The sequence below is a fragment of the uncultured Intestinimonas sp. genome, from assembly GCF_944387245.1.
In the GTDB taxonomy this organism is placed as follows: Bacteria; Bacillota; Clostridia; order Oscillospirales; family Oscillospiraceae; genus Intestinimonas.
This window is the reverse complement of record NZ_CALXEE010000046.1, coordinates 1-17628: the sequence shown is the minus strand read 5'-3', so window position 1 is coordinate 17628 and position 17628 is coordinate 1. Positions and strand designations below refer to the sequence as shown.

Sequence of the window (17628 nt, the reverse complement as noted above, 5' to 3'; positions counted from 1 at the left end):
AGCTGGGAGAGCGCTTGAATGGCATTCAAGAGGTCAGCGGTTCGATCCCGCTTATCTCCACCATCACAAGAGAGTGAAGCAAGAAACTCGTTTCCGAAAGGAAACGGGTTTTTTGTTTTGTCGGTGTTGTTTCTGAAAAGTTTAGAATTTCTCCTCCCCGTGTTTACAATCCCGGCCTAATATAATAAAGTAATCTTACATCAGACACAGGGAGGAGGGCCGGCGATGAAGCGGCGGATTTTTCTTTACAATGCCGTGGTGGTCATGATCGCCCTCACCGCCCTGCTCATCGTCAGCGGCGCAGTGATCCGGAGTGTGAACGACCACTACATGGAGCGCCCTCCGGTGGTGGACGACAACGCCCCTAAGGTTCAGAAAGCCATGACACAGTGGCTGGAAAACCCCAGTTCCTGGGAGGATCTGAACCAGCGGCTCAAGGACCTGGGCTATGCGCTGTACGTCTCTCTGAACGGCGCGGAGGTCTATTCCTCCATGGCGCCCATCCAGACCGACCTGCTCCGGCAGCTCCCCCGCTCCACCAGCTGGCCCTCCGGTGAGCCCGCCACCCTGTGGATGGGCGGCGCCCTGGTGATCGGGATGCGCTCCGGGCCCTACACCATTCTGGCCATGGGAGAACCCAACATGCCCAAGGTCTTTGGACGGCAGCGGGTGCAGACCGAGGCGGTGCTGCTGTCGGTGCTCCTCATCGGCGCCACCGCCATCGTGGTCATCGTCCTCTTGTCCATGGTCTCCACCCACTTTCAGCTCAAGCATATTCTCCGCCCTGTCAACGCCCTCACCGACGCCGCCCGCCGCATTGAGGCAGGGGATTACTCACAGCCGGTGGGCTACGACGGTCAGGACGAGTTTACGGCGGTGTGTGCCGCCTTTGAGCACATGCAGCACCACCTTCTTCAGGAGCGTGAAAAGAACGCGGCCTATGAGCGGGCCCGTACCGACCTGGTAGCGGGGATCTCCCACGACCTGCGCACCCCCCTCACCTCGGTGAAGGGCTACATCAAGGGGCTGCGGGACGGGGTGGCCAACACCCCCGCCAAGCAGGCCCAGTATCTGGACATCGCCTATCGCAAGGCCTGCGACATGGACGTGCTGCTCCAGCGGCTCTTTTACTTCTCCAAACTGGAGACCGGAAACCTGCCCCTCTTCCCTGTCCGAGCCGATTTAGGGGAATTCGTCCGCGGCTTCGTCCGGGACACCGCCGGGGATCTGGAGCAGCGGGGCGGGAAATTTCTGGTCAGGGGCGCCCCGGCCCCCCACCCGGTGCGCATCGACACCGAGCAGCTGTACCGGGTCCTCACCAACCTCACCGACAACGCCGTCCGCTACACCGGCGCAGAGGCCCTGGTCCTGACCCTTACCCTCTGGCGGGAGCGGGACAGAGAGCACCTGCGCTTCGCCGACAACGGCTGCGGCGTGCCCGAGGAGGCCCTCCCCCATCTCTTTGAGCAGTTCTGGCGGGGGGACCAGTCCCGGGGCGGGCAGTCCGGCGAGGGCAGCGGCCTGGGGCTCTACATCGTCAAATACATCATCGAGGCCCACGGCGGGACCATCTCCGCCCGGAATGACGGCGGTCTGGTCTTCGACATCGCCCTGCCCTGTGAGGAGGAGGAAAGCGACCATGCCTGACATACTAATCGTGGAGGACGACCCGGAAATCGCCATGCTGGAGCAGGACTACCTGGAGATCGAAGGCTTTCAGACCCGGACCGTCTCCGACGGCGAGGGGGCGGTGTCCGCCGCCCTCACCCGGACCTTTGACCTGATCTTACTGGACCTGATGCTGCCGGGCTGCAACGGCTACGACGTGTGCCGGCGCATCCGGGACCAGGTGGACGTCCCCATCCTCATGGTCACCGCCCGCACCGACTCGGTGGACAAGATCCGTGGCCTGGGCCTGGGGGCCGACGACTACATCGCAAAACCCTTCGACCCCGCCGAGCTGGTGGCCCGGGTGAAGGCCCACCTCAACCGCTACGCCCGTCTCACCGGGAGCGCCGGGAAAAAAGCGGACGATGACGTCCTCACCGTGGGGGACCTCCAGATTTTCCCCCGCAGCTGGAAGGTCTACAAGGCCGGCCGGGAGCTTAAAATGCCCAACCGGGAGTTCATGCTCCTCAAATTTCTGGCGGAGAACCCCAACATCGTCTTCTCCAAGGAGCACCTCTTTGAAACCATCTGGGGCTACGACTACGTGGGGGACAGCGCCACCGTCACCGTCCACATCGGACGTATCCGGGAGAAAATCGAGGACGACCCCGCCCACCCCAAGATCATCGAGACGGTGTGGGGCGCAGGCTACCGGCTCAACGCATGACAAAAAATCCGTCCGTCAGCAATGACGGACGGATTTTTTCTGTTTCAGCTCTGTGTAGCTCTCTGGGGAAGGAACAGCCCCGCCACCATGCCCACCAGGGCCGGCAGAAGCCACCCCAGGCCCTGGGCGGCCAGGGGCAGCGCCCCCAGCAGGTCGGCCAGAGCGACCGGCAAGGCCCCCAGATCCCGCATGGTATAGAGGATGCTGGCCACGCCGGTGAAGAGGACGGTGACCGGATAGACCAGGGGCCGCCGTCCCACCAAGCCGTGGAGCAGAGCCAGAGCGATCAGAGCGATGGCCACCGGGTAGATGATGCTCAGCACCGGAACGGAGATCCGGAGGATGAGGTCCAGGCCGGCGTTGGCGATGAGCATGCTCACCGCCGCGAAGAGGACAGCCCAGGTCCGGTAGGAGAGTTTGGGGCAGATCACGTTGAAGTATTCGGCGCAGGAGCTGATGAGCCCCACGCACACGTTGAAGCAGGCGATCACGAAGATAGCGGCCAGCAGGACGCTCCCCGGCGTGCCGAAGAGGGCGGGGACCAGGTTGGTCAGCACCTCAGCGCCGTTGGTGGCCCCCGGAAAGGCGCCGCCGGACAGGGCGCCGATGTGGGCCAACATGGCGTACACCACCAGCAGCAGCACCCCCGCCATCCAGCCGGCCCGCACGGTGTAGCGCACCACGTCGCCGTCCTCCTCCACGCCTCTGGCCCGAATGTTCAGCGCGATGATGATGCCAAAGACCAGGGCGGCGATGGTGTCCATGGTCTGGTAGCCGTCCAGGAAGCCCCGGGCCACCGGAGCGGCGGCGTACAGCTCACTCTGGGGCGCACCGTAGCCCTCCAGGGGGTCCACCAGGCTTCCGACGAAGGTGACCACGATGAGGAGGAGCAGGATGGGACACATGATCTTTCCCAGGCGGTCGGTGAGCTTCTCCGGCCGCAGCGCCACCACCAGGGCCAGGGCGAAAAACACCAGAGAATAGAGGATCTGGAACATCCCAATGGGCGCGTCCGCCCCTACAAAGGGAGGCACCGCCATCTCAAAGGAGGTACTGGCCGTCCTGGGGATGGCCAGGCAGGGACCAATGGCCAGATAGGCCACAATGGTAAAGATTCTGGAAAAGAGGGGATGGACCCGGTCGCCCAGGGTATCCAGGCCGCCGGAGAGGGCCACCGCCACCACTCCCAGCACAGGGAGACCCACGGCGCTCACCGCCATACCCACCATGGCCAGCCAGGTGAGATCTCCTGCCTGGGCGCCCACACTGGGGGGAAAGATCAGGTTGCCCGCGCCGAAAAACATGGAAAACAGGGTGAATCCCAGCAACAACTGGACCCGCTTGCTCAATTTCTTCATAGCTCCTCCTTCAGAACCCATCGGGTCCCTCTCATCCCAAAAAGGCCTCCGGCAGCCGCCACCGCTCCGCCAGCTCCACCACCTCGTCAGGGGTGAGGAGATGATAAACGTCCTCCGTAAATTCCGGGGTCACCACGCAGGTGACCAGCGTGTAGTCCTCTCCCGGTCCCTCCACAGGCAGCGCCCCGAAGACCATGTCCCCCGGCGCCAGGAGCTGAGGGAACTCTCCCTTTTCCACGTCGGGGCCCAGGCGGCGCACAGTGACGCCCTCCTCCCCCACAAACCAGAGATCCAGGCTCCGGCCGCTGTGCCAGCACCAGAGCTCGTCCCTTCCCACCCGATGGAGCCGGGACCGCTCCTCCGCGCCCAGCAGGTAGTAGATGGCCGAGGCGCTCCGGGTCCCGTCCGGCAGATGCACGCCGCTCTCATACACCCGGCGGTAACAGCCGCCCTCCACGTGGGGCTCCAGCCCCAGGCACCGGATCAAAGTCTCCCGCTCCATTGTCCTCTTCCTCCCTTTTCGGCAATTTGCTGTGCCTCCATGCTACTATACCCGCCCGGCTTTGTCAATTTCCTCACGTCACTTTTCCCGGTTTTTTGCTTTTTTCACATGTTTATTGTACTTTCTCAGCCAGAACACCCAGTTTTTCTCAGGAATTCGGGCGCAATTTGCACGATGTGGAAAAAATGGGGCTTTCTTTTTTTCTCTTCTCTGTTACAATGAAAGTGGTTTGCGGCATGCTCCGCCGTAGAATTACAGAGGAGAAAAGAGGAAATGCTATGAGACGTTTGGGAACCATTTTTGTTCTGGGCGCACTGAGTCTGTCCCTGCTCACGGGCTGCGGCGACAAAACCGGCTACGCCAAGGACGGCTACGCTGAGGGCCGTCTGGGCGACACCATGCATACCTATTTCTTCGACTTCACTGTCAACGGCGCCTACCTTTGCGATACCTATGAGGGATACGCCCCCATTCTGGAGGGCTACCGGCTGCTGGTGGCCGACGTGACCGTCAAAAACACCCACCGTGAGAGCATCCCCATGTACGACACCGACTTCCAGGTTCAGTGGAGTGACGAGACCGAGGACGCCTACGACGTCCCCATCACCTACTACACCGACGCCGTCTCCGACCAGCAGCTGCCCACCGAGTACGAGCTGGCGGTGGACGAGGAGCGCACCGGTCTGCTGGTCTTTGAGGTCCCCGACGGGGAGACCGACTTCTCCATCTCCTATCTGGAGCTCTTTGACGACGGCACCGCGGAGGGTGAGGAGGGAGACACCTTCTTCGTCTACTTCACTGCGGACGACCAGGCGTAAATTCCATCTCTTTCCCGCATAGGCCGTGCCTTTGGGCATATACTATGCCCGGGTGAATGATATGGGTGAACGAAAGAACGTCCTGCTCACAGACATCATCGGCATTCTGATCGCGGAGGGCGTGGGCGCCCTCTCCGGCTGGCTGACCCGGGATGGGGCCAAGACCTACAGCACCACCATCGTGCAGCCGCCACTCTCACCGCCGGCCGTGGTCTTTCCCGTGGTCTGGGGCATCCTCTTTGCCCTGATGGGCATCAGCGCCGCCCGGGTGTGGCGTGCGCCGCCCTCCGGGGCCCGGACCCGGGGCCTGGCCATCTTCGGCGTCCAGCTGGCCTTCAATTTCTGTTGGAGCCTCCTCTTCTTCAACCTCCAGGCCTTCGGCTTCGCCCTGCTGTGGCTGCTGGTCCTGTGGGCGCTGATCCTGTGGATGCTCCTCACCTTCCGCCAGGTGGACAAATGGGCCGCCTGGCTCCAGCTCCCCTACCTCCTGTGGGTGACCTTCGCCGCCTACCTGAACCTTGGGGTCTGGCTGCTGAACTGACCGCGTTTCACTTCCATGAAAAAACCCGCGGGTCCTGATATCAGGACCCGCGGGCTTTTTCATTCTATTATGTTCCAGAAGATATGCACCTGCGCACTCAGCGCCGGGCCTTCAGACGGGCCATGGCCCGGGCCAGGGCGGCCTTGGAGTGGTAGTACTCGTGGATGCTCTGCTTCTGACGCAGGCGCTCCTCGGCCCGCTCCTTGGCGGCCTCGGCCCGCTTGCGGTCGATCTCCTCCGGGTGCTCGGCAAAGCCCACCAGCAATATCACATAGTCCGGCTTGATCTCGGCGAAGCCGGCGCCCACGGCGGCGGGCTCCCACTTCCCTTCGGCCTTGTAGCGCAGCTCTCCCGGCTCCACGGCGGTGACCGCCGGCTCATGGCCGGGATAGACTCCCATCTGGCCGTCCACCGCCGGGAGCACCAGGGCCTCGGCGGGGCCAATGTAGAACTGCCGCTCGGGGGTGATGATCTCCAGGTAGAAGGTGTTCTCCCCGGCCATCAGACCGCCCCCATCTTCTTGGCCTTGGCGATGACCTCGTCCACGTTGCCCACGTTGCTGAAGGCGGCCTCGGGGTACTTGTCCAGCTCACCGCCCAGGATGGTCTCGAAGGAGCGGAGGGTGTCCTCCAGCTTTACATAGCGGCCCTCCAGGCCGGTGAACTGCTCGGCCACCGAGAAGGGCTGGGAGAAGAACTGCTGGATGCGGCGGGACCGCTCTACGGTGCGCCGGTCCTCCTCGCTGAGCTCCTCCATGCCCAGGATGGCGATGATGTCCTGGAGCTCCCGGTAGCGCTGGAGCAGCTCCTGGGTGCCACGGGCGATCTTGTAGTGCCGCTCACCCACCACGTCGGGCTCCAGGATGCGGGAGGTGGACTCCAGGGGGTCCACGGCGGGGTAGATGCCCTGCTCTACAATCTTACGTGAGAGGACGGTGGTGGCGTCCAGGTGGGCGAAGGTGGTGGCGGGGGCAGGGTCGGTGAGGTCATCGGCGGGGACGTACACCGCCTGCACCGAGGTGATGGACCCGTCCTTGGTGGAGGTGATGCGCTCCTGGAGGGCGCCCATCTCGTTGGCCAGGGTGGGCTGGTAGCCCACGGCGGAGGGCATCCGGCCCATGAGGGCGGAGACCTCGGAACCGGCCTGGACATAGCGGAAGATGTTGTCGATGAAGAGCAGCACGTCCTGCTTCTCCTGATCCCGGAAGTACTCGGCCATGGTGAGGCCGGTGAGTGCCACCCGCATACGGGCTCCCGGGGGCTCGTTCATCTGGCCGAAGACCAGGGCGGTCTTCTCAATGACGCCGGACTCGGTCATCTCCCGCCACAGGTCGTTGCCCTCACGGGTCCGCTCGCCCACGCCGGTGAAGATGGAGTAGCCGCCGTGCTCGGTGGCGATGTTGTGGATGAGCTCCTGGATGAGCACCGTCTTGCCCACGCCGGCGCCGCCGAAGAGGCCGATCTTGCCGCCCTTGGCGTAGGGGGCCAGCAGGTCGATGACCTTGATGCCGGTCTCGAAGATGTCCACCACGGGGCGCTGGTTCTCAAAGGCGGGGGGCTGGCGGTGGATGGACCAGGTCTCCTTGGTCTTTACCGGTCCCTTCTCGTCGATGGCGTCGCCCAGGACGTTGAACATACGCCCCAGCACGCCCTCGCCCACGGGCACGGAGATGGGGGCGCCGGTGGCAGTGACCTCCATGCCCCGGCCCAGGCCCTCACTGGGGGAGAGCATGATGCAGCGGACGGTGTCGCCGCCGGTGTGCTGGGCCACCTCCATGACCTGGCGCTTGCCGTCCAGCTCCACCTCCAGGGCCTCCTTGATCTCGGGCAGGACGCCGCTGGTAAAGGCCACGTCCACCACAGGGCCCATGACCTGTACGATTGTCCCTTTGTTTTGACTCATATGGTAATCCCCTTTCGGGCGTTCAGCATTGGAAAAAACGTAATCCGTGCGGAGCAGGACATGCGCCTGCGCAGCACACCTCAACTTGTGGCCGCGGCGGCCGCAACCACCCGCGCCGTGCGCGGGTGAGGGAGGTATCGGCGGCAGTTTCTTCTGGAACTGCCGCCGTATCCAGGAGGGATTTTATCCCCCTGGACGGCTATAGAGCCGCCTGGGCGCCGCCCACCACCTCGGTGATCTCCTGGGTGATGGCGGCCTGACGGGCCCGGTTGTAGGAGAGGTTCAGGTTTTGCAGCATGGCCCGGGCGTTGTCGCTGGAGGACTTCATGGCGGTCATTCGGGCGTTCTGCTCCGAGCAGTAGGACTCCACCAGGGCGCCGAAAATGTCCCCCTTGATATAGCCGGGGACCAAGCGGTCCATGACCGCCTTCACCGAGGGGATGTAGACCACATCCCGGTTGTAGCAGTCACGGTTCTTCTCATAGACGGGGAAGGAGTCCCGCTCCAGGGGCAGCAGCCGGTGGACGGTGGGCTCCATGCGGAAGGTGTTGATCATCTTGGTAAAGAGGATGTATACCTCGTCCAGCTGTCCCTCCAGATAGAGGTCCATCATCAGCTCGGCGATATCCCGGGCCCGGCCCACGTTGGGGTCCTGGGCGGTGTAGAGGAACTCCACATCGATGGGGATGCCGTGCTCCTGGGAGTAGGAACGGCCCGCCTGCCCCACCACAAAGAGGCTGGGATTGGCGCAGCCCGCCATCTTCTCCTCCGCCAGCTTCAGGATGTTGTGGTTGTAAGCGCCGGCCAGGCCCTTGTCGCCGGCCACCACGATATAGCCCACCTTCCGCTTCTCCGGCGGGATCTCCGGCCGCTTGTCGAAAAAGCGGTGGTTGATCTCCTCGGAGTGATGAAGGATGTCGGAGAGGGTGGACTCGATCTTCTGAAAGTAGGGTTCCACATCATTGAGCTGCTTCCGGGCCTTGCGCAGGTTGGAGGAGGAGATAAGATACATGGCGTTGGTGATCTTTAAGGTCTGCTCCACGCTCTTGATGTGGGTCCGGATCTCTTTTATGCTTGCCATGTGGCGCTCACCCGCTTCTTGGCGTCCTCCAGCACAGAGCGGATGGTCTCAATGGCGGGACCGCTCAGATTGCCGGTGGACTGGATCGTCTCCACCACATCGGCGTGCTCGTTCTCCATCTCCTGGGCGAAGTCCAGGACGAAGGAGCGCACCTTGTCCAGGGGTACATCGTCCACCAGGCCGTTGGTGGCCACATAGAGGATGATGGCCTGACGGCTCACCGGCATGGGGTGGTAGAGGGGCTGCTTGAGCAGCTCCAGCAGACGGCGGCCATGGTCCAGAGTCTGCTGGGTGGCGCTGTCCAGGTCGGAGGCGAACTGGGTGAACACCTCCAGCTCCCGGAACCGGGCCAGGTCGATACGCAGGGTGCCGGCGGTCTTTTTGATGGCCCGGGTCTGGGCGGAGCCGCCCACACGGGACACGGAGAGGCCCACGTTGACGGCGGGCCGCTGGCCGGCGAAGAAGAGGTCGTTTTCCAGATAGATCTGGCCGTCGGTGATAGAGATGACGTTGGTGGGGATGTAGGCGGACACGTCGCCGGCCTGGGTCTCAATGATGGGCAGGGCGGTCATAGAGCCGCCGCCGTACTCCTTGGTCAGGCGGCAGGCCCGCTCCAGCAGGCGGGAGTGGAGGTAGAACACGTCGCCGGGGTAGGCCTCACGGCCGGGGGACCGCTTGAGGAGTAGAGACAGGGTCCGGTAGGCCACAGCGTGCTTGGAGAGGTCGTCGTAGACGATGAGCACGTCCTTGCCCTTGCTCATGAAGTACTCGCCCATGGCGGCGCCGGAGTAGGGCGCCACGTACTGGAGAGGGGCGGAGTCGCTGGCGGTGGCAGAGACGATGATGGAGTAGTCCATGGCCCCGTGCTTCTTCAGGGTGTCCTGGATGCGGGCCACGGTGGAGGCCTTCTGGCCGATGGCCACATAGATGCAGATGACGTCCTGGCCCTTCTGGTTCAGGATGGCGTCCACGGCGATGGCCGTCTTGCCGGTCTGGCGGTCGCCGATGATGAGCTCACGCTGGCCCCGGCCGATGGGCACCATGGCGTCGATGGCCAGGATGCCGGTCTGGAGGGGCACGTTCACCGGCTCACGGCTGACCACGCCGCTGGCCTCGTGCTCAATGGGGCGGGTCTCAGTGGTCTCGATGGGGCCCAGGCCGTCGATGGGACGCCCCAGCACATCCACCACCCGGCCGATAAGGCCGTCCCCCACGGGGACGTCGGCGGCCCGACCGGTGCGCTTGACCACGGTGCCCTCCTTCACGCCGGCGTCGCTGCCCAGCAGCACCACGCCCACGCTGTCCCGGGCCAGGTTCATCACCATGCCCTTGACGCCGGTGTCCAGCTCCACCAGCTCGCCGTACACCGCCTTGTCCAGGCCGTATACGGTGGCGATGCCGTCGCCCACCTCCAGCACGGTGCCGGTCTCATCCCGGCGGACCCGGGCGTCATATCCTTGAATCTCCTCCCGCAGGATGGAGACGATCTCTTCCGGTTTGGTATTCATGCCATTCGCCTCTCTTCCAGTTGCCGTTTCAGGCCGGAGAGCGCCCCGCGGACGCTCTTGTCATAGGTCACGCCCTCCAGCTCCAGGGTAAAGCCGCCCACCAGGGACGAGTCCATCTGGATATCAAAGACGATGTCCTTCTTCTTGTGGAGCTTGCACAGCGCTTTTTTGAGCTTTTCCAGCTCCGCCTCTCCCGGCCGGCGGACGCAGGTCAGGCGGCAGCGGACCGCCCCGCGCTGGGCCAGGGCCCGGTCCCGGAAAGCCTCCAGGATGTCGGGCAGCAGGGCCATGCGCCCCTTCTCCGCCAGCAGGCGATAAAAATTCAGCAGCAGGCCGCGGCCATCCAGAACCGGCAGCCGGGACAGCACCCCGGCCTTCTCCCAGGGCTGCACAGCGGGGGAACACAGACATTCCCACAGCGTCCCGTCCGCCATCAGGGCCTGGGCGGTGGCACGCAGGGTCTCCTCATCAGGGGCCACCTCGTAGAGAGCCTCCGCGTAACGGCGGGCGAGCTCGCTCATGTCTGCTCACCCACTTCCGTGAGAAATTCGTCCACCATGGCCTGGTCGCCCGCGTCAGCCATGGCCTTCTCCGCCACCTTGGCGGCGGCCAGCAGGGCCAGGGAGGCCACCTCGTTCCGGGCGTCCCGCAGCATGGCCATCCGCTCGGCGGCGATCTGGGTCTCCGCCTGGCTGCGCAGCTGTCTGGCATCAGCTTCGGCCTGGGCCAGCTTGCCCTCGTAGGCCCGCTGGGCCCGGTTCTGGGCGTCGGCCATCAGCTTGGCGGCCTCCTGGTGGGCGTCGGTGAGCTTGGTCTCGTACTGGGTCCTCAGCTCTCCGGCCTGACGGTTGCTCTCCTCGGCGGAGGAGATCTGCTCCTTTACCAGGGCAGCCCGTGCCTCCAGCACGGCATTGACCCGCCCGAAGAGGAACTTGCGCAGGAAGGCGTGCAGGACCAGCAGATTGATGATGGTGAACAGAATGTTGGAAAGATGGAACTCCAGCATCGGGGGCGCCCCCTTAACCCACGAAGATGATGAGCAGGGCGGTGATGAAGCCGAAGATGGCGGTACCTTCCGCCAGGGCGCAGCCCAGCAGCAGGGCGCTGTTGATCTTGCCGGAGGCCTCGGGCTGGCGGGCGATGGCCTCACTGGCCTTGCCGGTGGCGAAGCCGATGCCGATACCGGCGCCGATGCCGGTGAAAACTGCGATGGCGGCAGCAATGATACCAATAGACATGATGATTTCCTCCTGTTGATCGATATTCGTCTGATTTCCGGTCTTATTCTTCCTCTTTAATGCCCTCGCCGGTAAACAGGGTGGTGAGGAACACAAAGACGACGGTCTGGATCACTCCGTCAAAGAGATCGAAGTAGATACTGAAAATGGCGGGCAGGACCACCGGCGCCACGAACTTGAGCATCTCCATGATGATAAAGGCGCCCAGGATGTTGCCGAAGAGCCGCATACACAGGGCCAGGGGCCGGATAACCACCTCCATCAGGTTGATGGGCAGCAGCAGGGGCATGGGCTCGGCGAACTTTTTGAGTCCTCCCAGCAGGCCGTTGTACCGGAACTGGGCGCCGTAGATGAGCACCATACTCATGAGAGCCAGCGCGGCGGTCACGTTGATGTCCTTTGTGGGGGGCGTCAGTCCGAAGATGCCGATGAGATTGGACAGGGCGATATACAGCGCCACCGTCCCCAGGTAGGGGGCGAAGGGCCGCCAGTGCCTGCCGATGTTGGTCTTGACAAAGCCGTTGAGGAACTCCACGGCGCTCTCCAGCGCGACCTGCACCTTGCCGGGACTTCGCACGCTGAGCCGCCGGGTCAGGAGCAGCGTGGCGATCATCAGCGCCGCCATGATGATCCATGACACCACCACCGACTCCGCCACCGGAATCCCCCCCAGCAGCGGAATGGTGAACACGGTGCGCGTTCCCAGCTCCTCCAACAGGGTTTCCTTGAATGCATCCAAACACATCACCTCGTTTTCGCGTGGGCCATCATACTCCTTTTCCCGTTTTTTTGTAACCCTTTCGAAAGTAAAAAAAGTATTGAAAACAGGCGGCGCCTCCGGGCGGCCAGGTTTGACAGGGCCGTGGATTTTTCCTATACTGATAGAAAAGGAGGCGGAACCAATGCACACACAGGCAAAGCCGTCCATCCGCGCCCAACTGGTCCATCTGAGCTTCGTGATTGTGGTGGTATCCATCGCCCTCTCCCTGGCGGGCACCCTCTTCTTCTCCCTGCGCAGCGAGCAGACCGCTCTGGACAACAACCTGCTCAACTCGGCCTCCATTCTCTCCCAGGTGCCCATGATCCGGGAGGCCCTCCGTGGCGAGCTGTCCATCGATGAGCTGGCCGACTACCTGGATGACACCATCCTCCGAACCTCGGACATCGACCTGATCCTGGTGGGAGACACCAGCTCTACCCTGTTCTATGTACCCGACCGGAGCCTCATCGGCACCGCCTATTCCGGCACGGCTCAGGCGGAGGCTCTGGCCGGCGCCGCCCCCTACACCTCCAACGAGACGGGCCCCATGGGCTCTGACCACTCGGCCTATGCCCCCATTCGGGACGAAGCGGGCAATGTGATCGGCTTCGTCATCGTGGGGGTCTACTTCCGCAGCATGGCGGTGGTGGCCCTGCGCACCGCACTGCGCCTCATCGCCGTGGGCGTGGTGGCGGCCGTGCTGGGCTCCCTGCTGGCCCAGCGCCTCTCCCGGCGCATCAAGGAGTCCCTGCTGGGCTATGAGCCCGACGCCTTTGCCCGCCAGTTTCTCCATCGTGAGGACATTCTGGATGCCCTGGAGGAGGGCATCCTGGCCATCGACGGCGACCAGACGGTCATCTTCCTCAACGATTCGGCGGCGGAGATGCTCTCCCTGGACCGCACTGCCGTCCTGGGCCGCCCTCTCCACGAGGTCTATCCCCGCTCCACCCTGGACCGCATCCTGCGGACCGGCCAGCCGGAGTACAACGTGAGTATGAGTTCCCTCAAGGCCATCCGGGTGCTGGCCGACCGCCTCCCCCTCTATGAAGACGGCCGTCTGGCTGGAGCGGTGAGCATCTTCCGCAACCGCACCGAGCTCACCCGCATGGCCGACGACCTCACCGGCGTGCGCCACATGGTGGAGGCCATGCGGGCCTACACCCACGAATTTCTCAACAAGCTTCACGTAATCCTGGGCCTGCTCCAGATCGGTGAGCCGGAAAAGGCCCAGCAGTACATCATGGACATCTCCCAGACCCACCGGGAGGCGGTGGGCCGCATCACGAGCCAGATCCACCAGCCCTCGGTGGCCGCCCTGCTGGTGGGCAAGACCAGCCGGGCCAACGAGCTGGGCATCCGGCTGGTGCTGGACCGGGAGAGCGCCCTCAGCGAGGACAGCCCCTGGCTGCCGCCGGACGCCTACGTGACCATTCTGGGCAATCTCATCGAAAACGCCATTGAGGTCCTCAACCAGTCCCGGAGCAGCACCAAGGAGATCTCGGTGAGCATCCGGGAGAGCGAGGAAAGTCTCCTCCTGTGCGTGGAGGACACCGGTCCCGGCGTCCCTCCGGCCCTGCGTAATACCATGTTCCAGCGGGGTGCCACCTCCAAGGGCAAGGGCCGGGGCACCGGCCTGTCCCTGGTCCAGGAGGTGGTGGAGGCCTATCACGGAGAGATCCGGGTGGAGTCGGAGAACGGCGTGGGTACGTCGTTCTTCCTCAGCTTCTGTTAGGAATACCCGCCAGAGAACAAGGAGTGAACGGATGTTGTATCGTGTCGTGATCGTGGAGGACGACCCCATGGTGTCCCTCCTGGACCGCACCTTTACCGAAAAGGATACCCGGTTCCGGGTGGTCCAAACCTTCCAGGACGGCCAGGCCGCCCTGGACTGGCTGGCCCAGAACCCCACCGACCTGGTGGTGCTGGACGTCTACATGCCCCTCCTCACCGGCCTGGAGCTTCTCCAGACCCTGCGCCGCCGGGACATTCCGGTGGACGCCATCATGGTCACCGCCGCCAATGACACGGCCACGGTGGACCATCTGCTGAAGCTGGGGGTGGTGGACTATCTGGTCAAGCCCTTCACCTGCGAGCGCTTCCAGCAGGCACTGGACACCTTTTGCCGCCACCGGGAGGCCGTGGCGGGGGGCGAGGTCACCCAGGGTGCCCTGGATAAGCTCTTCTCCCCCGCTGGTCAGGCCACCCACAGCGCCCCCAAAGGCCTTCAGGAGAGCACGCTGGAACTGATCCGTCAGTGTCTTCGGGACGCACCGCCCCAGGGTCTGCCCAGCGAGACCATCGCCCGGCAGACCAGTCTGTCAGTGGTCACGGTACGCCGATATGTCAACTACCTGGTGGAGCGTGGCGAGGCCAGCAGCACCGTGAATTACGACACCGGCGGCCGGCCCTGCCGGCTCTACCGTCCCCAGCACTGAAAAGGCAGAAAAAAGACCGCCCGATGGGCGGTCTTTTTTCTTGGAAACAGCACAGCGCCAGGTGGGTTCAGGCGTTCTCCCCGAAGAACAGCTTCAGGTCGTCCTCCACGGTTCCGATTCCGGCGATACCGAAGTTCTCCACCAGCACCTTGGCCACGTTGGGGCTGAGGAAGGCGGGAAGGGTGGGCCCCAGGTGGATGTTCTTCACACCCAGGTACAGCAGGGCCAGCAGCACGATGACCGCCTTCTGCTCATACCAGGCGATGTTGTAGATGATGGGCAGGTCGTTGATGTCCTCCAGCCCAAAGACCTCTTTGAGCTTCAGGGCGATGACGGCCAGAGAGTAGGAGTCGTTGCACTGGCCGGCGTCCAGCACACGGGGGATGCCGTTGATGTCGCCCAGGGGCAGCTTGTTGTACTTGTACTTGGCGCAGCCGGCGGTGAGGATCACGGCGTCCTTGGGCAGAGCCTTGGCAAACTCGGTGTAGTACTCCCGGCTCTTGGCGCGGCCGTCGCAGCCGGCCATGACCACGAACTTCTTGATGGCGCCGCTCTTCACCGCGTCCACCACCTGGTCGGCCAGGGCCAGCACCTGGGCGTGGGCGAAGCCGCCCACAATCTCCCCCTGCTCCAGCTCCTGGGGCGGGGCGCACTTCTTGGCGTGCTCAATGAGGGCGGAGAAGTCCTTCTTCTCCCCGATGCCACCGGGAATGTGCTTGCAGCCGGGGTAGCCCGCCGCGCCGGTGGTGTAGAGCCGGTCCTTGTAGCTGTCCTTGGGGGGCACGATGCAGTTTGTGGTCATGAGAATGGGGCCGTGGAAGGACTCAAACTCCTCCTTCTGCTTCCACCAGGCGTTGCCGTAGTTGCCCACAAAGTTGGGGTACTTCTTGAAGGCGGGGTAGTAGTGGGCGGGGAGCATCTCGGAGTGGGTGTACACGTCCACCCCCGTGCCCTGGGTCTGCTCCAGCAGCATCTCCAAATCCCGCAGGTCGTGGCCCGACACCAGAATGCCGGGGTTCTTGCCCACGCCGATGTTCACCTTGGTGACCTCCGGATTGCCGTAGGCCCCGGTGTTGGCCGCGTCCAGCAGAGCCATGCCCTTCACGCCGTAGCTGCCCGTCTCCAGGGTGAGGGCCACCAGGTCGTCGGCGGTGAGGCTGTCGTCCAGGGTGGCGGCCAGAGCCTTTTGCAGGAAGGCGTCCACCTCGCCGTCGTCCCGCAGCAGGGCGTTGGCGTGCTTGGAGTAGGCGGACAGGCCCTTCAGGCCATAGGTGATGAGCTCCCGGAGAGAGCGGATGTCCTCGTTCTCAGTGGAGAGGACACCCACCTGAGCGGCCTTCTCCGCCCAGCCGTCGGCCTCGTCCCAAAGGGCGGCCTGGGGCAGGCGCTCCTGCTCCTGCACCTTGGGCAGCAGCTCCCGCTTCACCTCCAGGGTGGCGGTGATCCGGGCCTCAATGGCCTCCTTGTCAAAGTTGGCGTTGGTAATGGTGGTGAAGAGGTTCAGGGTGATGAGGTGGTTCACCTCCGCCGGAATCTCCTCGCCCTGGGCCCGCAGGGCAGTGGTCACTGCGGAGAGCCCCTTGGTCACATAGACCAGCAGATCCTGCATGGCCGCCACATCGGGGGTCTTTCCACACACACCCACTCTGGTGCAGCCGGTGCAGCCGGCGGTCTCCTGACACTGATAGCAAAACATATTGTGTTCCATTTGTGCTGTCCTCCTGGTCGTATCTGCGGCCGGGCTGCCCCGGCGCGTTGTTTATCCTACTCGGGCAGTATACAATTCTTCCCCGGCAATGTATGTTGTTATTCCAACAAAGCAGCATGTTTTATTTCTCCACCAACTGAAGAGGAAAAAACAGCAGCGTGGAGCCAAGCTTCCACGCCGCCATTATCAGATAGGTTCTCTCCGATCACTGACACCCAGAATATAGTCGGTACTGGTTTTATAAAATGCAGCCAGCTTGATCAAAACCTGAGTGGGAATATCATTTTCCCCGGTTTCATACTTTGAATATCCTGTTTGGGACATGCCAAGAAATTGGGCTACCTGTGTCTGGTTCAAGTCCGCATCTTCACGTAAATCCCGCAATCTGTTCATGGTATTCACCTCGAACAGAGTATGGCATAACCTAAAACAGGTTATTTATTTTTAACCTGTTTTAGGTTAAAATGGCTATGAGGTGATTGGATGCCCGATTATAAAGAGATGCATCTGACATTGTTCCGGGCTACCGAGCAGGCCATCGAGCTTTTGATCGCCGCCTAGCAGACCTGTGAGGACATGTATGTGAACGCCCCGGAGGACAATTTGAGCATTCTCCCCGGCTTCCCTGACACAGAGGAGGAATAGAACAGAAAAGTCTCCAGAAGCGACTTGAACCGGTCCAGTAAAAGCGGACAATAGACAAAAGGCCCCCTAATGTAGGAAAATAAAACTACATTAGGGGGCCTTACCATGTCCGGGAAAAAAGGAATGAAAAAGTATCCAGTCGGGATACGGGAAGAAGTGGTGTCACGAATCCGCGCAGGAGAAAGCCAATGTGCGCTGAGCCGGGAGTATGAAATCAGTCGGTGGGCTATTCAGTGCGGGCTAAAGGAACCTGTCCTTCCGAAGGCACGAGGGCGTAAACCTGCAAAAATACTGGCGGAGTACAAGTATGAGAACAAACGGCTAAAGTTGGAAAACGAGCTATTGCGGGATTTTCTACGCTCCACAGGAAGGAAGTGAGGCCAAGGGCAAAATATGCCGTAATCTACCGGCACAGAAATGAATATCCGGTATCCGTTATGTGTTGCTTTTTTCAGGTATCCAGAAGCGGATACTATGATTTCGTCCATCGTCTGGACAGGCCGGAGAAAGACGCGGCCCTTGCAGAAATCATCGTGGAACAGCGAGAGCGCAGCTTTCGTACGTATGGCTACCGCAGGATGTGGCTGGAGCTGAAGAAGCGAGGCATTCACCGCAATCCCAAGACTATCCTGCGTATCATGGAGAAATACGGTTTGCTTTCGGAGATCCGGCGGCGGAACGTGTGGGAGGTGGCTTTGATAAAAAAGTCGCCGCGAACGATATAACGTCCGCGGCGACTTGGCGCAGCGGGAGGGATTCGAACCCTCGTGCGATTGCTCGCAAACTGATTTCGAGTC

19 protein-coding genes are annotated in these 17628 nt (G+C 62.6%); 7 read left to right on the top strand and 12 right to left on the bottom strand.

Going from position 1 to position 17628, the window contains the following annotated elements; translation table 11 throughout:
• Nucleotides 1-225 precede the first annotated feature (225 nt).
• On the top strand, nucleotides 226-1647 hold the full coding sequence (locus Q0K15_RS07370; RefSeq protein WP_294514668.1) for a HAMP domain-containing sensor histidine kinase: 1422 nt from the start codon (nucleotides 226-228) through the stop codon (nucleotides 1645-1647).
• Nucleotides 1640-2335, top strand: coding sequence for a response regulator transcription factor (locus Q0K15_RS07365; RefSeq protein WP_294514665.1), 696 nt, complete (start codon nucleotides 1640-1642; stop codon nucleotides 2333-2335). The genes Q0K15_RS07370 and Q0K15_RS07365 overlap by 8 nt, the downstream gene beginning before the upstream one ends.
• A 44-nt stretch (nucleotides 2336-2379) precedes the next feature.
• Here Q0K15_RS07365 and brnQ read toward each other — a convergent pair whose 3' ends face one another.
• Both brnQ and Q0K15_RS07355 read right to left on the bottom strand, forming a co-directional pair.
• Nucleotides 2380-3693, bottom strand: a complete 1314-nt coding sequence (gene brnQ, locus Q0K15_RS07360; RefSeq protein WP_294514663.1) for a branched-chain amino acid transport system II carrier protein — start codon at nucleotides 3691-3693, stop codon at nucleotides 2380-2382.
• Between the two features lie 31 nt (nucleotides 3694-3724).
• On the bottom strand, nucleotides 3725-4195 hold the full coding sequence (locus Q0K15_RS07355) for a cupin domain-containing protein (RefSeq protein ID WP_294514660.1): 471 nt from the start codon (nucleotides 4193-4195) through the stop codon (nucleotides 3725-3727).
• Between the two features lie 278 nt (nucleotides 4196-4473).
• Between Q0K15_RS07355 and Q0K15_RS07350 the strand changes: the two genes are divergently transcribed.
• Complete coding sequence (locus Q0K15_RS07350; protein ID WP_294514657.1) at nucleotides 4474-5013, top strand: DUF4352 domain-containing protein; 540 nt, start codon at nucleotides 4474-4476, stop codon at nucleotides 5011-5013.
• Nucleotides 5014-5074: 61 nt separating this feature from the next.
• A complete protein-coding gene (locus tag Q0K15_RS07345) occupies nucleotides 5075-5554 on the top strand; it encodes a TspO/MBR family protein (protein ID WP_294514654.1) in 480 nt (159 codons plus the stop codon).
• Between the two features lie 97 nt (nucleotides 5555-5651).
• Here Q0K15_RS07345 and atpC read toward each other — a convergent pair whose 3' ends face one another.
• The 8 genes from atpC to Q0K15_RS07305 all read right to left on the bottom strand — a co-directional run bounded on the left by atpC (nucleotide 5652) and on the right by Q0K15_RS07305 (nucleotide 12028).
• Nucleotides 5652-6056 (bottom strand): ATP synthase F1 subunit epsilon, encoded by a 405-nt coding sequence (atpC, locus tag Q0K15_RS07340; protein ID WP_294514651.1) that lies wholly within the window; start codon nucleotides 6054-6056, stop codon nucleotides 5652-5654.
• A complete protein-coding gene (atpD, locus tag Q0K15_RS07335) occupies nucleotides 6056-7456 on the bottom strand; it encodes a F0F1 ATP synthase subunit beta (RefSeq protein WP_294514648.1) in 1401 nt (466 codons plus the stop codon). Before atpD ends, atpC begins: the two co-directional genes overlap by 1 nt.
• A gap of 199 nt (nucleotides 7457-7655) precedes the next feature.
• A complete protein-coding gene (atpG, locus tag Q0K15_RS07330) occupies nucleotides 7656-8537 on the bottom strand; it encodes an ATP synthase F1 subunit gamma (RefSeq protein WP_294514645.1) in 882 nt (293 codons plus the stop codon).
• On the bottom strand, nucleotides 8525-10045 hold the full coding sequence (atpA, locus tag Q0K15_RS07325) for a F0F1 ATP synthase subunit alpha (protein WP_294514642.1): 1521 nt from the start codon (nucleotides 10043-10045) through the stop codon (nucleotides 8525-8527). The genes atpG and atpA overlap by 13 nt, the downstream gene beginning before the upstream one ends.
• Complete coding sequence (gene atpH, locus Q0K15_RS07320; protein ID WP_294514638.1) at nucleotides 10042-10566, bottom strand: ATP synthase F1 subunit delta; 525 nt, start codon at nucleotides 10564-10566, stop codon at nucleotides 10042-10044. Before atpH ends, atpA begins: the two co-directional genes overlap by 4 nt.
• The gene (atpF, locus tag Q0K15_RS07315; RefSeq protein WP_294514634.1) at nucleotides 10563-11051 is read right to left on the bottom strand and encodes a F0F1 ATP synthase subunit B; all 489 of its coding nucleotides are present in this window, start codon (nucleotides 11049-11051) and stop codon (nucleotides 10563-10565) included. Before atpF ends, atpH begins: the two co-directional genes overlap by 4 nt.
• Nucleotides 11052-11064: 13 nt before the next feature.
• Nucleotides 11065-11283, bottom strand: coding sequence for an ATP synthase F0 subunit C (gene atpE / locus Q0K15_RS07310; RefSeq protein ID WP_204740016.1), 219 nt, complete (start codon nucleotides 11281-11283; stop codon nucleotides 11065-11067).
• A gap of 43 nt (nucleotides 11284-11326) precedes the next feature.
• On the bottom strand, nucleotides 11327-12028 hold the full coding sequence (locus Q0K15_RS07305) for a F0F1 ATP synthase subunit A (RefSeq protein ID WP_294514631.1): 702 nt from the start codon (nucleotides 12026-12028) through the stop codon (nucleotides 11327-11329).
• A gap of 157 nt (nucleotides 12029-12185) precedes the next feature.
• On the opposite strand from Q0K15_RS07305, the gene Q0K15_RS07300 reads away from it, so the two are divergent.
• Nucleotides 12186-13775: a sensor histidine kinase gene (locus Q0K15_RS07300; RefSeq protein ID WP_294514628.1), complete on the top strand. Its 1590-nt coding sequence runs from the start codon at nucleotides 12186-12188 to the stop codon at nucleotides 13773-13775.
• A gap of 31 nt (nucleotides 13776-13806) precedes the next feature.
• Nucleotides 13807-14478: a response regulator gene (locus Q0K15_RS07295; RefSeq protein WP_294514625.1), complete on the top strand. Its 672-nt coding sequence runs from the start codon at nucleotides 13807-13809 to the stop codon at nucleotides 14476-14478.
• Between the two features lie 67 nt (nucleotides 14479-14545).
• Here the strand turns inward: Q0K15_RS07295 and hcp are convergent, their stop codons facing one another.
• Together hcp and Q0K15_RS07285 are read right to left on the bottom strand one after the other, a co-directional pair.
• Complete coding sequence (gene hcp, locus Q0K15_RS07290; protein WP_294514622.1) at nucleotides 14546-16186, bottom strand: hydroxylamine reductase; 1641 nt, start codon at nucleotides 16184-16186, stop codon at nucleotides 14546-14548.
• 186 nt (nucleotides 16187-16372) lie between these two features.
• Nucleotides 16373-16579 (bottom strand): helix-turn-helix transcriptional regulator, encoded by a 207-nt coding sequence (locus tag Q0K15_RS07285; protein ID WP_294514619.1) that lies wholly within the window; start codon nucleotides 16577-16579, stop codon nucleotides 16373-16375.
• A gap of 689 nt (nucleotides 16580-17268) precedes the next feature.
• Here Q0K15_RS07285 and Q0K15_RS11115 point away from each other — a divergent pair.
• The gene (locus tag Q0K15_RS11115; protein ID WP_365933539.1) at nucleotides 17269-17556 is read left to right on the top strand and encodes an IS3 family transposase; all 288 of its coding nucleotides are present in this window, start codon (nucleotides 17269-17271) and stop codon (nucleotides 17554-17556) included.
• The last annotated feature ends 72 nt before the right edge of the window (nucleotides 17557-17628 follow it).

Excerpts from the sequence above, each read along its gene's own strand:
- Q0K15_RS11115 (WP_365933539.1), top strand. The coding sequence starts at position 17,269 with ATGTGTTGCTTTTTTCAGGTATCCAGAAGCGGATACTATGATTTCGTC.
- Q0K15_RS07365 (WP_294514665.1), top strand. The coding sequence starts at position 1,640 with ATGCCTGACATACTAATCGTGGAGGACGACCCGGAAATCGCCATGCTG.
- atpA (WP_294514642.1), bottom strand. The coding sequence starts at position 10,045 with ATGAATACCAAACCGGAAGAGATCGTCTCCATCCTGCGGGAGGAGATT.
- atpH (WP_294514638.1), bottom strand. The coding sequence starts at position 10,566 with ATGAGCGAGCTCGCCCGCCGTTACGCGGAGGCTCTCTACGAGGTGGCC.
- Q0K15_RS07305 (WP_294514631.1), bottom strand. The coding sequence starts at position 12,028 with ATGTGTTTGGATGCATTCAAGGAAACCCTGTTGGAGGAGCTGGGAACG.
- Q0K15_RS07350 (WP_294514657.1), top strand. The coding sequence starts at position 4,474 with ATGAGACGTTTGGGAACCATTTTTGTTCTGGGCGCACTGAGTCTGTCC.
- Q0K15_RS07295 (WP_294514625.1), top strand. The coding sequence starts at position 13,807 with ATGTTGTATCGTGTCGTGATCGTGGAGGACGACCCCATGGTGTCCCTC.
- brnQ (WP_294514663.1), bottom strand. The coding sequence starts at position 3,693 with ATGAAGAAATTGAGCAAGCGGGTCCAGTTGTTGCTGGGATTCACCCTG.
- atpF (WP_294514634.1), bottom strand. The coding sequence starts at position 11,051 with ATGCTGGAGTTCCATCTTTCCAACATTCTGTTCACCATCATCAATCTG.
- Q0K15_RS07355 (WP_294514660.1), bottom strand. The coding sequence starts at position 4,195 with ATGGAGCGGGAGACTTTGATCCGGTGCCTGGGGCTGGAGCCCCACGTG.
- atpC (WP_294514651.1), bottom strand. The coding sequence starts at position 6,056 with ATGGCCGGGGAGAACACCTTCTACCTGGAGATCATCACCCCCGAGCGG.
- atpE (WP_204740016.1), bottom strand. The coding sequence starts at position 11,283 with ATGTCTATTGGTATCATTGCTGCCGCCATCGCAGTTTTCACCGGCATC.
- Q0K15_RS07300 (WP_294514628.1), top strand. The coding sequence starts at position 12,186 with ATGCACACACAGGCAAAGCCGTCCATCCGCGCCCAACTGGTCCATCTG.
- atpD (WP_294514648.1), bottom strand. The coding sequence starts at position 7,456 with ATGAGTCAAAACAAAGGGACAATCGTACAGGTCATGGGCCCTGTGGTG.
- atpG (WP_294514645.1), bottom strand. The coding sequence starts at position 8,537 with ATGGCAAGCATAAAAGAGATCCGGACCCACATCAAGAGCGTGGAGCAG.
- Q0K15_RS07370 (WP_294514668.1), top strand. The coding sequence starts at position 226 with ATGAAGCGGCGGATTTTTCTTTACAATGCCGTGGTGGTCATGATCGCC.
- hcp (WP_294514622.1), bottom strand. The coding sequence starts at position 16,186 with ATGGAACACAATATGTTTTGCTATCAGTGTCAGGAGACCGCCGGCTGC.
- Q0K15_RS07285 (WP_294514619.1), bottom strand. The coding sequence starts at position 16,579 with ATGAACAGATTGCGGGATTTACGTGAAGATGCGGACTTGAACCAGACA.
- Q0K15_RS07345 (WP_294514654.1), top strand. The coding sequence starts at position 5,075 with ATGGGTGAACGAAAGAACGTCCTGCTCACAGACATCATCGGCATTCTG.